At 58.0% G+C, this 13911-nt stretch carries 10 protein-coding genes and 1 tRNA gene; 7 read left to right on the forward strand and 4 right to left on the reverse strand.

The genetic code is table 11. The features are described 5' to 3' along the window. The first annotated feature begins 43 nt into the window (after window positions 1-43). The 3 genes from malQ to N655_RS0113015 all read left to right on the forward strand — a co-directional run bounded on the left by malQ (window position 44) and on the right by N655_RS0113015 (window position 3715). The gene (gene malQ, locus N655_RS18940; RefSeq protein ID WP_285222261.1) at window positions 44-1582 is read left to right on the forward strand and encodes a 4-alpha-glucanotransferase; all 1539 of its coding nucleotides are present in this window, start codon (window positions 44-46) and stop codon (window positions 1580-1582) included. Window positions 1583-1655: 73 nt separating this feature from the next. Next, complete coding sequence (gene coaBC / locus N655_RS0113010; protein ID WP_026443334.1) at window positions 1656-2873, forward strand: bifunctional phosphopantothenoylcysteine decarboxylase/phosphopantothenate--cysteine ligase CoaBC; 1218 nt, start codon at window positions 1656-1658, stop codon at window positions 2871-2873. Between the two features lie 5 nt (window positions 2874-2878). Further along, on the forward strand, window positions 2879-3715 hold the full coding sequence (locus tag N655_RS0113015; RefSeq protein WP_026443335.1) for a uracil-DNA glycosylase: 837 nt from the start codon (window positions 2879-2881) through the stop codon (window positions 3713-3715). Window positions 3716-3967: 252 nt separating this feature from the next. Here N655_RS0113015 and N655_RS0113025 read toward each other — a convergent pair whose 3' ends face one another. Then, complete coding sequence (locus N655_RS0113025; RefSeq protein ID WP_026443336.1) at window positions 3968-4516, reverse strand: DUF2911 domain-containing protein; 549 nt, start codon at window positions 4514-4516, stop codon at window positions 3968-3970. 81 nt (window positions 4517-4597) lie between these two features. On the opposite strand from N655_RS0113025, the gene N655_RS0113030 reads away from it, so the two are divergent. Both N655_RS0113030 and N655_RS0113035 read left to right on the forward strand, forming a co-directional pair. Then, window positions 4598-4674, forward strand: a tRNA-Arg gene (locus N655_RS0113030). A gap of 252 nt (window positions 4675-4926) precedes the next feature. Continuing rightward, entirely contained in the window at window positions 4927-6621 is a 1695-nt protein-coding gene (locus N655_RS0113035) for a diguanylate cyclase domain-containing protein (protein WP_026443337.1), read from the forward strand. A gap of 10 nt (window positions 6622-6631) precedes the next feature. Here the strand turns inward: N655_RS0113035 and N655_RS0113040 are convergent, their stop codons facing one another. Continuing rightward, on the reverse strand, window positions 6632-7846 hold the full coding sequence (locus N655_RS0113040) for a M20/M25/M40 family metallo-hydrolase (protein WP_026443338.1): 1215 nt from the start codon (window positions 7844-7846) through the stop codon (window positions 6632-6634). Window positions 7847-7865: 19 nt separating this feature from the next. Then, on the reverse strand, window positions 7866-8699 hold the full coding sequence (gene truA, locus N655_RS0113045) for a tRNA pseudouridine(38-40) synthase TruA (protein WP_349509491.1): 834 nt from the start codon (window positions 8697-8699) through the stop codon (window positions 7866-7868). A 337-nt stretch (window positions 8700-9036) separates the two neighbouring features. On the opposite strand from truA, the gene N655_RS18945 reads away from it, so the two are divergent. Continuing rightward, window positions 9037-11211, forward strand: a complete 2175-nt coding sequence (locus N655_RS18945; RefSeq protein ID WP_081823824.1) for a TolC family protein — start codon at window positions 9037-9039, stop codon at window positions 11209-11211. Window positions 11212-11312: 101 nt separating this feature from the next. Here N655_RS18945 and N655_RS0113055 read toward each other — a convergent pair whose 3' ends face one another. Continuing rightward, window positions 11313-12245: a TraB/TrbI/VirB10 family type IV secretion system protein gene (locus N655_RS0113055; RefSeq protein WP_026443340.1), complete on the reverse strand. Its 933-nt coding sequence runs from the start codon at window positions 12243-12245 to the stop codon at window positions 11313-11315. A 338-nt stretch (window positions 12246-12583) separates the two neighbouring features. Here N655_RS0113055 and eno point away from each other — a divergent pair, with 338 nt between their 5' ends. Next, complete coding sequence (gene eno, locus N655_RS0113060) at window positions 12584-13876, forward strand: phosphopyruvate hydratase (RefSeq protein WP_026443341.1); 1293 nt, start codon at window positions 12584-12586, stop codon at window positions 13874-13876. Window positions 13877-13911: the final 35 nt, after the last annotated feature.

Consider the following 13911-nt stretch of genomic DNA (forward strand, 5'->3'; position numbering starts at 1 on the left):
ACTAAGACCCGCACTGGAGAATCTCTCGAATGCGGGTCTTTTCATTTTCAAAGGACATTCTTCTATGCCATCTGAACGGGCCTCCGGACTTCTGCTTCACATCACATCCCTGCCTTCCTATGGCGGTATTGGCGATCTGGGCCCTGCGGCCTACGCTTTTGCTGATTTTTTGGCCGCCGCAAAACAACGGCTTTGGCAGGTCCTTCCGCTCAGCCCTACCGGCTACGGGAATTCACCGTATGCGGCGCTCTCAGCGTTTGCCGGAAATCCACTGCTTGTTAGTCTGGAGAAGCTTTCAGACTGGGGTTGGATGGATGGTGCCAGGATTGCCGGTCTGGAGGGGCGATCAGGAAATGTACGCTTTGATGTCGTAGGGCAGCAGAAGGTCCCATTGCTACGAGAGGCCGCACGTAACTTTCTTCATGACCACAGCAAGCCGCATCATCAGCAACAGTGGTCGCGATTTGAAGACTACTGCCGCACGAACGGAACATGGTTGGACGATTTTGTTCGGTTCACGGTTCTACGTCGTAAATTCGGCTTTACAAGCTGGAACACCTGGCCCGGGGAGCTGGCCTATCGGAACAAGGAAGCGCTGGCCCGGTTTGACCAGGAGCACAGTGAAGAGCTGGCCGTAGAGCGGATTATTCAGTTTGCGTTTGACGAGCAATGGGCAGAGCTGCGCCGATACTGCGCTGAACGGGGCATTCGATTTATCGGCGATGTGGCGATTTTTGTCAGCTATGACAGCGCGGACGTGTGGACACATCCAGACATTTTTGAGCTGAAGGAAGACCTCTCACCCCTGCGTGTGGCTGGAGTGCCTCCGGATTACTTCAGCAAAACAGGACAGCGATGGGGAAATCCGCTTTACCGGTGGGAGGTGCTTGCGCAGCGCGGCTTTGACTGGTGGGTGGACCGCATCCGGCGTGCCCATGCGCTTTATGATTTGATCCGTCTGGACCATTTCCGCGGCTTTGAAGCATATTGGGCGATTCCTGCAGAAGAAGAAACGGCGGTGAACGGGGAATGGGTCAAGGCCCCGGGTGAGGCATTATTTCGACGGCTGCAAGATGCTCTGGGCGAACTGCCGTTTCTTGCCGAAGACCTGGGAGTTATTACCCCGGAAGTGGACCATCTCCGCGAAGAGTTTGGTTTTCCGGGTATGAGAGTCTTGCAGTTTGGTTTCTCCAATCGAGGAGCACATAATTACCTTCCTCATCGCTTTGAGAAGAATACCGTGGTCTACACGGGCACTCATGATAACGACACGACCCGCGGCTGGTGGGAAAATGGCGCAACCGAGGCAGAACGCTCCGCTGTAAAAGCCTATCTGGGACCGACGGCCGACGGGGTGGTATGGCCGCTCATTCGTGCCGCAGCCAGTTCCGTGGCCGATATCTGTCTCTTTCCTGCTCAGGACATTCTGGAACTCGGCTCTGAGGCGCGCATGAACATACCGTCGCAGTCGGAAAACAACTGGGGTTGGCGCTGCCCGGAAAATGCATGGACCCCGGAACTTGCGCAGAAGCTGGCAGAACTCACCGAGGTCACGGACCGGGATGGGGCTACAGGACCCTGAGTGTAGCGGTCCTCCATGCGCGGCCGGGTCTGGCGGAGCATTGAATAGGAATCCAGCGTAAAATCTCATTTGTATGAAAGTCACGGTCGGGGTCTCGGGTGGAATTGCGGCCTACAAGGCGGTAGAACTGGTCCGTGCATTTCAGCGCCAGGCGCTGGATGTTCACGTTGTGATGACGGAAGCGGCTCAGCGGTTTATTCAGCCGCTTACGTTCGCCTCGCTGACCGGGCACCGGGTCATCACCAGTTTATGGAATGACGGGCCCGAGGAAGAAAACCCGGCCTCAGCGATTGAGCATATTGATACGGCCATTTCCACCGATGCACTGGTTGTGGCTCCGGCGACGGCAAATCTTGTGGCAAAGTTTGCGCAGGGGCTTGCAGATGATTTCCTGACGACGATGTATCTGGCGACTCCTGCGCCGGTGGTGCTGGCCCCGGCGATGAACGTGAATATGTGGAACCACCCGGCGACGCAGGCCAACCTCAGGCTGCTTGAAGACCGTGGCGTCCGGATTGTGCCTCCGGAAAGCGGCCAGCTAGCCTGCGGAATGGTCGGCAGCGGACGGCTGGCAGAGACAGATGCGATCCTGCGGGCCGTACTGGATGTGCTCCATCGCCGCAATGATCTGGCCGGCGAGACGGTGCTGATTACGGCCGGGGGCACCCGCGAGTCTATCGATCCGGTGCGGTTTCTGGGAAACCGTTCCAGCGGGAAGATGGGCTATGCCCTGGCAGAGGCCGCCCTGCGACGGGGAGCGAAGGTGGTACTGGTCAGTGCGCCCACGGCCTTGCGTCCACCGCTTGGCTGCGAGGTCGTTCCTGTGACGACAACCGAAGAGATGCGGACTGCTGTGCTGGGCCGCTTGCCGGAAGCTACGATCATCGTCAAGGCCGCAGCCGTGGCGGACTACCGTCCGGTGGTCCAGGCCGAGCAGAAATTGAAGCGTTCCGGGCCTCTGACGATTGAACTCCAGCCAACCGAGGACATCCTGGCTGAAGTCGTGCAGCGGAGGCGCGAAGGCCAGCTTGTGATCGGGTTTGCAGCCGAGACTGAAAATGCTTTGGTCCACGGCCGCGATAAGCTGCTGCGCAAAGGGGCCGACGCCATTGTGCTGAACGATGTCTCCCGCGAGGGGATTGGCTTTGATTCCGATCGCAACGCGGTGACGTTTCTCACCCGGCAGACAGCCATCGAATTTCCTGAGATGACCAAGCGGGAACTGGCCGACCGGATCCTGGAAGAGGTCATGTCGCTGCGCAGGCCCCAGAAGGTTGTAGCGGAGCAGTGACCCTGATGTCTCTCACTCCTGAAATGCAGCAGGCATTGGCAGCACGTCTACGTTATTACCGCGATCTCGGTGTTGGAGAGTTTTACCGCCGAGGAAATCCCGAGAGGAATGTAAGCTGCTCCGAAATCCCGGAGCCGGAACCCGAAGATCTCATGTCCAGGACCCAGGCCCGACCCGCACCCGCTGCAGAGTTGTTCGTTGACGCCACCGAAGTCCTTTCGCCGGAAAAACGGGCCGATGCCCTGCGCCTGGTCCAGCAGGAGATCGGCGAATGCACGCGCTGTCCGCTGGCATTTCTGGGCCGGCATACCATCGTTTTTGGTGAAGGGGACCCGAATGCCCGCCTTCTTTTCGTTGGCGAAGGACCAGGCGCGGATGAAGACATGCAGGGACGTCCCTTTGTGGGCCGGGCCGGGCAGCTGCTCAATAACATGATTTCGGCCATGGGCCTCAAGCGGGAGCAGGTGTATATTGCCAACGTCGTCAAGTGCCGACCTCCACAAAACCGCACACCGGAGCCTGTGGAAGCCACAACCTGCTCGCAGTTTCTCTTCCGGCAGATTGATATTCTCCGTCCGGAGGTGATTGTTGCACTCGGCGCAACGGCGGCCACCTATCTTTTGAACAGCAAGTCTGCCTTAGGCGGACTGCGGGGAAGACTGCATGAAGTGCGCGGGGCCAAGGTGGTCGTGACCTATCATCCGGCGTATCTGCTGCGCGACCCGCGCCAGAAAAAGGAAGCCTGGAAAGATCTCCAACTGGCAATGGCGGAGCTTGGACTCTCGGTTCCAAAGCGTTCGAACGAGTCGAATTCGTCTCCTGGCGCTCTTCCTGAGGCGTGATTTGAATTTGCTTAAATTCTTGAAAAGAAGAGACTTATTTTCAAAATATTGAAAAGAAACAACTTGATTGCAAATGATTGAAAATAATATATTTCGGCTGCAAAAATCAGAAAGGTCCCCTCGGTAAACGAAGGGACCTCCATAACGGATCATGAAACGGTCGGTCGGTTTTGTGCCCTTATTTTCAGGATAGCAATTTTCGGGGAAATTCCCTGCACATCACTCCAGTAAAAATGTCTGGTCTCGGGGCCTTCACGGTACGGCGGTAACGCTGACGTAGACGTTGGTCGTTTCCCAGCGCAGGTGCAGTTCCGAGGTATTGCCTTTCGTGTTTTCAAAGCGGATCTGGAAGGTTTCGACCGGATTGCTGGGGACCACGCCTTCGCTCATCTTTACCCGGCCAAGGTCTTTGCTCTGGTCATACTGAGTGCCCCACTGGCCGGTTTGCCGGTTCACGATGAGTGTCCACCCATGCTCTTCGGGAATGGTGTAGAGGGTGTAAGTGCCGGCGGGGACGCCCAGGTCACCAATCCTGAGATTGACGTCCGTTTTGAGGGTGGTGGCGGCGTTGGCACCGGTACGCCATACCTTGTCATAGGGGACCAGCCCGCCAAAAATTTTGCGGCCACGCATCGAGGGCGCTGAATAGTCAATCGTGATGGTATGCCCGGCAAGAGAAACGCTGGCCTGTGCAGGAGGGCTGAGAGGTGGTTTGCTGCTCTGGGCCAAGGCCATGGCACAGGACATGAAGGCGGCCAGGGCGATCGAAGACAACAATTTTGCTGAGGGTTTCAGGCGCATAGGGGTAACTCTCCTTGACTGCTTTTCTATCAGAACGCGGAGCAGCGCAACTGTCAAAGGTGTGTAGTATGCTAAGAATGTGCGCCCGTAGCTCAGCTGGATAGAGCGAATGCCTCCGGAGCATTAGGTCGGGAGTTCGAATCTCTCCGGGCGCGCCATCCCTCCTGCCGGGGAAGCCAGGGTCTGACGTCCTTCGTGATCTTTGCCGAAAGATTGTCGATCGGTTCCGTGAGATTCGCAGGAAAGCGTATACTTTCAATCATCTGTAAAATATTAAGGAACAATCAGGCCCAGGTGCTGTTTCCATGCCGCGCAGTGGTGCGGTGAGCCTATTGTTGGGTTTGTGCTTTTTTGCGACTTTCTTCGCACCCTGTTCCCAAGTTCGCCGATGAGATATTAGAGAGTTCGCGATGCAAAACACCTGGCAAGACATTCTGGTCCTGGGCCTGCTGGTGCTGTTGTTCGGGATGATCCACCGCAGGCGGACCTCTGTACGTCTGGTGTATTGGATCGCGGGCTGGTTTTTTGTTCTGGCCCACTTTGCTGCACTGCAGCTGCGGCCGGCCTCATACTTCGGACAGAACCTGCAGTGGGCCGTAAGCGCATCGGGGCTGGCGCTGGCTGGGACCTGTTTTCTTCTGGCGGCCATGGCCACGCGCCTGTCGCTACGTTATCAATTCCTTCTGGGATCCATCGCCAGTATTCCCGCGCTGACGTTTATCTTTCTGGTGGCATTCGACTATGACCGTGTTGCCCCGCTGATTTTTCTGGTCAATCTGGGCGAATGCGGCGCAATCTGGGCGGGGGTACGGTTTGCCGCGCGTCGGAAGAAGATTCTGTGGGCGAACAATCTGATTGCACTGGCCTGTGGTACGTGGCTGCTGGAACTGATTGCGCACCATCAGGCAGGAATGGGGCTGAATGCCATTCTTACCCAGGTTTTTCTTCTCAACGCGGTGCTGTACTGGGAAGATTTCCGCCGGGCCTCAGTCGGGGTGGTTACGGCTTCAGTAGGGTTGGTGGCCTGGGCCATGGTCTTTCCCGCCAGCGCCATCCTTTTTCATTTCTATCCGCATCTGCTGGTCACCTCGCCGCTGTGGAATGTGCCCAAGTACTTTGTGGAATTTGGCATGATCCTGACGCTGATGGAGGAGCAGATTGTGGATGCGGAGACACAGCGGAAGCAATATCAGCTGCTGTTTGACAGCAATCCGCATCCGATGTTCCTTTATGATCCGCAAGGATTGAAGGTGCTGCGGGTGAACGATGCGGCGCTCGTGCAATATGGCTACAGTCGGGAAGAGTTTCTTGCCCTGCGCGTGATGGAGCTGGTGGATGTATCGGACCGGGTGGAGGCGCAAAAGGTGATTCTGCGGGAAGGAGAGGACGTAAGGACCACTGGCCCCTGGAAGCACCGCAGGAAAGACGGCAGTCGGTTCCATGCCGAGATTTCTTCACACTCCATTGAGTTTGAGGGGCGCAGAGTCCGGTTCTGCATGGTGATTGACGTCTCCGATAAGCAGAGGCTTTATGAGCAACTGGAGCATCGGGCCAATCACGATCCGCTGACAAATCTGCCCAACCGCTTTCATCTGGAGCAAAGGCTGCGGCATACGCTGGAGACAGCGGCGCGGCACAAGCAGAAGGCGGCGATCCTCTGCATTGATCTGGACCGCTTCAAGCAGATCAATGATACGTATGGCCACGCGGTGGGCGACATTTGCCTGCAGGAAATTGCGGGCCGCCTGAAAAAACGTCTTCGCGAATCCGATACAGTGGCTAGGACAGGTGGCGAGGAATTCACCATTGTTCTTGGCGATCTGCATGCGGATGCGGATGCGGAGAAGGTGGCCGCAGACCTGCTGGGCGCATTCCGCCGACAGTTTACCGTCTCCGGGGTGACGCTGGACCTTTCCGCGAGCCTTGGGATCGCGATTTATCCGGACCACGGAGTGGATGCTCATCAGCTCTGGAGGGCCGCCGATCTGGCCATGTACCGGGCCAAGAGGGCCGGAGGAGGCCGTTATATGAAGGCCGATGGAATGGAACAGTCCATCATTACGCTGTTCCGGCCCAAGGCCGAAACGCACCCGCCGGACGCATAAAGATCGGGCTTCAGAATGCGGAACAGGCCAGCAGCAGGATCCGCCGCAGACCTAGGTTGCGACCGCGTGCGTCGTACCATTCCGAGCGGGTATGGATGCCCCCTCCCTCGCCGCCAGCACCCATCGAGAGGGCCGGGACGCCCAGCGAAAGAGGGATATTGGCGTCGGTCGAGGCGATGCGCGTTTCTGTACGAATGCTGAGGTGACGGTCCACCGCGCGGAGCGTGTGCAGGAGAGGAGAATTTTCAGGGAGCGCTCCGGCAGGGCGGTCGCCGATGGTTTGAATGGAAAAGCGCAGGCAGAGTCCTTCGGACAGGCCCTGATTGCCATTCAGAACAGTGTCTTCGACAGCGCGGTGCAGGTCCACCTCCAGCCGTACCAACTGGTCGGCATCGGTGGAACGGGTGTCGAAGCGGGCCGTGACCCTTTCCGGGATCGCATTGACGGCAGTGCCTCCTTCGATGGTACCGACGTTCAGGGTGGTGCGCGGCATCTCGTGCAACTGCCGGTCTCCGAGCTGGGCAATGGCGCGGCTCAGCACGACAATCGGGTTGGGCCGGGCGGCATCTGTCCAGGAGTGGCCGCCAGGCCCGGCGATGGTGACAAGATAACGGCGGCTGCCTAAGGCGCGGGTCACAGCGACTTCATGCCCGGCCCCATCGAGGACGAGATGCGCTGCAACCTGGCTGATCGAAGGTATCTGCTGATAAAAGTACCGCATCCCGCGCAGGTCGCCCTCGCCCTCTTCGCCGACATTGGCGAGGAACAGAATGTCGCCCGGGAGGTGGACCTGCGCCCGGCGCAAGGCGGATGCGATGGCCAGAAGTGCTGCGGCCCCGGCGCCGTTGTCGCATGCGCCAGGGGCGAAGAGCCGGGTGCCTATCAGGCGGGGCTGGATGGGGGTCCCGTCTGGGAAGACCGTGTCGATGTGGGCGGAAACCACAACACAGGGATGGCTGCGGTCCTGTCCGGGCAGTTTCGCGATGACATTGCCGATGGCATCCAGGTGGACCTCTTCGAGGCCGATTTCATGCAAACGGGATGCGAGCCAAAGGGCGCGCGGACCTTCGCCGAAGGGGGGTGCGGCGATGGAGACAAGTTCCTGCTGCCAGCGCATGATCTGCTGTTCATGCAAATGGAGCCAGCGGAAGGCCTCATGCACCGATCGCTGAGAAGCAATTTGGCTGATTCGGGCAAACGCCGTGGCCGGAGCAGTTACAGGCATTAGTGTCAGCGTAGCACTTTTACGCTTCGTAATTGACCGAGACCAGCCACAGGCCCCGTGCAGGCGCTGTGGGTCCGGCAGCCCTGCGGGAGCGGACGGCAAGAATTTCCGGGATACGTTCGGGGTGGATCCGGCCGCGGCCGACTTCGAGGAAAGTCCCAACCAAATTACGCACCATGTGGTGCAGAAAGCCAGTGCCCTGGACACGATAGACCAGCAGCTCCGGTCCACGCTCTTCCCAGAGGGAGGAGAAAATGGTGCGGACGGTGGTGCGTGGGGGGGACCCTTGCAGGAGACGCTCCGAGAGGTCGGGGTCAGAAGCGGCGAAGGAAGCAAAATCGTGTTCGCCGATGATCAGGTCCGCGGCCCGGCGCATCGCCGACAGGTCGAGCGCCCCGTGGAGTGCGTATACATAACGCGCCTGCCAGGGAGGGCAGATTTCTCCTCGGTAGATGCGGTACTCGTAGGTTTTGCTAAGGGCGTGGTGCCGGGCATGAAAGTCTGGCGAGACCACTTCCGCGCTGAGCACGCGGACGGACGAGGGAAGAGCGCGGTTCAGCGCGCGCAGGAGATTGGGCGGAGGTATCGGAGCCGATAATATAAAAGTTGCAACCTGACCGAGCGCGTGGACGCCAGCGTCCGTCCGTCCGCTGCCCTGAGGGAGTACGCGCTCACCGGTGATGTGCTCAATGGCATCGGACAGAAGGCCCTGAACGGTCGGGCGGCCGGGCTGGACCTGCCAGCCGTGGAAGTCTGTGCCGTCGTAAGCAAGCACCAGCTTCCAGCCGGAAGCGGTCTGCGAGCGCGAGGGAAGGGGACCGGGTTGTGGATCTGTTTGCTTTTTCTTCATCATTTCGCGCGTCCAAAGGCGAGGATAAAACATCCAACACGTGCGATATACTCAGCTTTTCCTGGAAAGGTAGACTTTTTATACCTCCTGTGGGAACGAAGGCAGGGGTGGTCGCGTATCAGAGGACAAGTAACTCTTTATACAAACAGATATGTTCGGTGATCGGACATATGCTGGGACCAGGCGCTCCATGCGCCCCAGGGAGAGATTTTGCTGCATGATGCCGATGGAGAGGCGAATGGAATTTTCTTGCGAAAGCCGGGAACACCTGAAATCAGAACACGTTTTGTTCCAGAAGTTACGAGCAACAGCCGCGATCTCATGCTTGCTGATGGGGACGATGCCTTCGTGGGCGGTTTCTCCGCAGCAGACCACGGGCACATCGGCCCAGACGACGCCGCACCGGGCTGCGTTGCACAAACGTGCGAAGATCCATGCGCAGCCGGCCGCAGCAACCGGGCAGGCACAAGCGACAAACGAGACAGCGAGACAGTCTGTCCAGGGGCTGCCGTCAGAGCCGGCGCCGAACTATACACAGCCGCTTTATCTGCGTCCGACCGGGCGAGACTACACGAAACCCCGGGGTTACTGGCCGAATCCGATTGCACCATATGCGCCGCAGCATGAGGACGTGGGGCGGTTTTCCAATTCTCCACGTCTGGATGATCTGGTCAAGGACGGCAAGATTTATCTGAGCCTCAGCGATGCCATCATTCTTGGACTGGAAAACAACTTCGACATCGCCATACAGCGCTACAATCTCGACATTGCCGATACAGACATTCTGCGTGCCAAGACCGGATCATCGCTGCTGGGCGTAAGCAGCGGGCTGCTCACAGGGACGATTGGAGGGACGACTTCCACGGTACAGGCAAGTACAGGCGGCGGTCCGGGCGGCACAACAGCGGCTTCCGGAGGTGCTGGAGCCGGTGCTTCGGGCCTGGTGCTGACGACCAACGGCCAAGGCCCTCAGCCGGAGCAGATGGACCCCAGCATTACCGGTAACATCCAGTTTGAACGCTCGAAGCTGCCCCAAACATCGCCGTTTCAAACCGGATCTTTGACGCTGAACCAGAACACGAACACCTATAACTTTACCTATAATCAGGGTTTTGTTACTGGTACTGCTTTACAGGTGGGCTTCGATAATTCCCGCACAACAAGCAACAGCCGGTTCAATACCTACAGCCCGGTGTTGCAGACGAGCTTTCAAGCCAAACTGACGCAGCATCTTCTAAACGGATGCTGTGTTGGTATCAATGACCGCTTTGTGATTCAGGCGAAGAATGACCGGCGCATTGCAGATTCGGCCTTCCGGCAGCAGCTGCTTTACACCATCAACCAGATTGAGAACATCTACTGGGGGCTGGTAAGCGCCTATGAAGATGTGCAGGCCAAGCAGCGTGCCCTGGAGCAGTCGACACAACTGGCCTCGGACAACCGCAAGCAGCTCCAGATTGGCACCCTCGCCCCGCTGGATGTGGTGAACGCTGACAGTCAGGTGGCCAGCGACAAACAGGCGCTGATCTCTTCGCAAAGTACTCTGGAATACCAGCAACTTGTGATGAAGCAGGCGATCGCACGGAACCTGGATGATCCAAGGCTGGCCAACGCTCCTATCATTCCTACCGACCGCGTCAGTCTGCTGGAAACTCCGGAAGAACATACGCCGGTGGACGATCTGGTACGGCAGGCGGACGCAAACAGTCCGGCCATTGAGCAGGCCATGCTGACCCTGAAGAATGATGAAATTACCTTGAAGGGGGTCAAGAATGGTCTGCTGCCGACTGTGGATGTCTATGGGTTTTATGGCGCAGCCGCGGTGGGCGGAGCCGGAAACCCTTTGTGTAATCCGCTGTTCGGTTCCTGCTCTGTAACCCCGGTAGGCTACAGCAGTGCTTTTGAGAACCTCTTTAACAGCTCCAACCCGGACAAGGGAGTGGGTTTCAACGTCACGATTCCTCTTCGGAACCGTACGGCACAGGCCTTGCAGACACGGTCTCTGCTGGAATACCGTCAGGCGCAGATGCGTCTCGCGCAGCTCTATGTGCAGACACGCATGAACGTGATCAACGGGCAGTATGCGTTGACAAACGACCGCGCAGCGGTGCAGGCAGCACTGGCAGCACGTGAGTATGCACGCCAGAGCCTGGATGCGGAGCAGAAGAAATACAGGCTGGGCGCTTCGACTACGGCCAATGTCCTGCAGATGGAGCGCAATCTGGCCACCGCAGAAAATAACGTCATTTCCGCAACGGCAAAGTATGCGACAGACCGGGCCGCACTGGCGATGACGCTGGCCAGCACTCTGGACCGCTACGGCATCAACATTGTGGATGCCGCGGGTGGAAACATCTCCCAGCAAAAGCTGAACATTCCCGGACTGGAGCCGGCCAAGCAGTTACCAGAGGTGATGATTCCAGGGCAGCAGGAAAACCTGCAAAAGCAGGAGCAGCAGCCTGTCCCTGAGCCGCAGAGCCAGCAGAACATGCCCTTGCCGCAGCAGCCGCACTGAGGAACCGCTGCGGCTGTGAGGCCCCTGAGGGAGGCACCGAATCCATAACATAAAAGGAAAAGCCCGGCTACCTGAGCCGGGCTTGTTTCGTATCATGAAGGTCAATTCTTTGTGGGCAGCAGGTCCATTGGCTCGGTCAGGCTGAAGGTGACGATGGAACCCTTGGGGACTTCAGCCACCTGCGGGTGCTGCATCAGCAGATGGGCGGTAATGACGCCCGCACCGATGAGCGACCCGACGAGCGCTCCGGTGGGTCCGGCCACTTTGGCTCCTACAATGGCCCCAGTGCCTGCTCCGGCGCCATACTCAATGGCGTCTTTTTTGAGGTGGGTTGCAGGCTCAATTCCGCCTTCGCCGTCGGTGCGGGTATTGGGGGCCCGGGAGTCTACGACTTGTCCGTAAAAATGATATGCACTGCCATCCGGAAGGACAATGACATCCGGACGCAGCCTCAAGGTGGCCGCTGGACCGAAGTGATGGCCTTGGGAGACATGCACAACCCGGCCGCGCAGCTCTGACCCGGCGGGGATAATGACCTTTCCGTTCTTGTACACATCGCTGATCACTTGTGCGCGAAAGCTGCTTCCGGCCGAGGTCTCATTGGTTGAGAGCGCGTCAAGCATCCGGACGCGGATGTTTGTGCCTTCGGCCAGCTCGTTGTTGGGCGACGGTACATAGCCCACAATATCTTCATCCGGATTGTAAGGGCGCGATTCGAGTTTCGGCGCGAGAGATCCGGTTACAGTCGTATTTCCGGAGGCTGTGGAGGGGACGGAAGATACAATGTCGCTGTCCGGGTTGGCTACGGCCTGCGGCGAGGGCGTGGAAGGAGTTGCCATCACTGGCTTTGCCGGAGAAGGTTTTGGCGCAGCAGGTGCTTCGTCGTTGGCGACAATCACATCATCTGCGGGCGGATTGGAGACGCCCTGATACTGGTTGGCATTCTGCTGGGCCTGTTGCGCATGGACGCAGGGTGCGGCCAGCAAGGCTGTGGCAAACGCGAGAAGAGCAAGCGAATTCCCGGCCTTGTTCATCAATCACTCCCGATTTCAAACGGCGTCAGCCGTCAAAGTTCATCCGCCTGAGATTCAGACACAAAATGCAGCGGAACAGTTGTCCTATTCAAAGCCTAGACGAAAAGAGGCGGGGGCGTAGAGGAGAGTTGCCTGTAGGAACCATGCGAGGTAACAGCGGCACGGTCTTTGTTAGACTGCTAAAGGAACTCTCTTCAGAAATTGTTCTTCAGGGAAGGCAACTTCATCGCATGTCGGACTTCGTAGAGACCATAGGCGGCCTTGCCGGTGGGCCGGTACGTGTGGACCGACGTCCGAAACTGAAAGACCGGTTAAGACACAAGATATCGAGGAGTGAAATGACAGAGATAGCCGCGATTCATGCGCGCGAAATCCTTGACTCGCGCGGAAACCCGACCGTGGAAGCCGATGTGGTGCTGAACGATGGAGCGGTGGGCCGCGCCGCGGTACCAAGCGGTGCCTCTACCGGCGAACATGAGGCAGTAGAACTGCGCGATGGCGACAAGAGTCATTATCTGGGCAAGGGTGTCCTGCAGGCGGTGGAAAACGTCGAGAGCGTGATTGCACCAGAGCTGATCGGGATGGACGCAGCCAATCAGCGCCTGCTGGATGAAACGATGATTGCGCTGGACGGCACGACGAACAAAGGAAAGCTGGGCGCGAATGCGATCCTGGCTGTTTCCATGGCGGCGGCCCGTGCAGTGGCGAATGCGTTGGGGATTCCGCTCTATCGTTATCTGGGTGGAGTAAATGCGTCGATTCTGCCCACACCGATGATGAACATTCTGAATGGCGGCGCGCACGCGGACAACAATGTGGACTTCCAGGAATTCATGGTCATGCCGGTGGGCGCGGAACGATTTTCCGACGCACTGCGCTGTGGGGCCGAGATTTTCCACACGCTGAAGGGCGTGCTGAAAAAGAAGGGCTACAACACGGCCGTGGGCGATGAGGGCGGATTTGCCCCTTCGCTGAAATCCAACACGGAAGCCATCGAAGTGATTCTGGAGGCGATTGAACTGGCCGGCTACAAAGCAGGCGAGGACGTCGTCATCGCCCTGGACCCGGCATCCAGTGAGTTTTACGACAAGGAAAAGGGCAAGTACGTTTTCAAGAAATCTGACAAGAGCGAGAAGAGCAGCGAAGAGATGGCGCGCTTCTGGCAGAGCTGGACGCAGCAATACCCGATTGTCTCCATTGAAGACGGACTGGCGGAAGATGACTGGCAGGGATGGAAGTATCTTACGGACTTGATTGGCGACCGTGTCCAGCTGGTTGGAGATGATCTGTTTGTAACCAATACAGAACGTTTGCAGCGTGGAATTGACGAGGGCGTAGCCAATTCGATTCTGATTAAGGTCAACCAGATTGGCACGGTCAGCGAAACGCTGGATGCCATCACGCTGGGACGCCGTTATGGATATACATCGATCATTTCTCATCGGAGCGGCGAGACAGAAGACACATTTATTGCGGATCTTGCGGTGGCCACCGGAGTGGGGCAGATCAAGACCGGATCGGCCTCGCGCACAGATCGCATCGCCAAATATAACCAACTGCTGCGGATCGAAGAAGAGCTGGGGCAGGCGGCAGAATTTCTTGGACTGAAAGCGGTAAACTTTGGTGAGTAAGTAAATTCGGAAAACGCGCGGAAGACCCTCCGCGC

The sequence above is a fragment of the Pseudacidobacterium ailaaui genome (assembly GCF_000688455.1).
In the GTDB taxonomy this organism is placed as follows: Bacteria; Acidobacteriota; Terriglobia; order Terriglobales; family Acidobacteriaceae; genus Pseudacidobacterium; species Pseudacidobacterium ailaaui.

Bases quoted from the DNA above. Each gene is read 5' to 3' on its own strand.
- coaBC (WP_026443334.1), top strand. From the start codon at position 1,656: ATGAAAGTCACGGTCGGGGTCTCGGGTGGAATTGCGGCCTACAAGGCG.
- N655_RS0113015 (WP_026443335.1), top strand. From the start codon at position 2,879: ATGTCTCTCACTCCTGAAATGCAGCAGGCATTGGCAGCACGTCTACGT.
- N655_RS0113025 (WP_026443336.1), bottom strand. From the start codon at position 4,516: ATGCGCCTGAAACCCTCAGCAAAATTGTTGTCTTCGATCGCCCTGGCC.
- N655_RS0113035 (WP_026443337.1), top strand. From the start codon at position 4,927: ATGCAAAACACCTGGCAAGACATTCTGGTCCTGGGCCTGCTGGTGCTG.
- N655_RS0113040 (WP_026443338.1), bottom strand. From the start codon at position 7,846: ATGCCTGTAACTGCTCCGGCCACGGCGTTTGCCCGAATCAGCCAAATT.
- truA (WP_349509491.1), bottom strand. From the start codon at position 8,699: ATGATGAAGAAAAAGCAAACAGATCCACAACCCGGTCCCCTTCCCTCG.
- N655_RS18945 (WP_081823824.1), top strand. From the start codon at position 9,037: ATGCCTTCGTGGGCGGTTTCTCCGCAGCAGACCACGGGCACATCGGCC.
- N655_RS0113055 (WP_026443340.1), bottom strand. From the start codon at position 12,245: ATGAACAAGGCCGGGAATTCGCTTGCTCTTCTCGCGTTTGCCACAGCC.
- eno (WP_026443341.1), top strand. From the start codon at position 12,584: ATGACAGAGATAGCCGCGATTCATGCGCGCGAAATCCTTGACTCGCGC.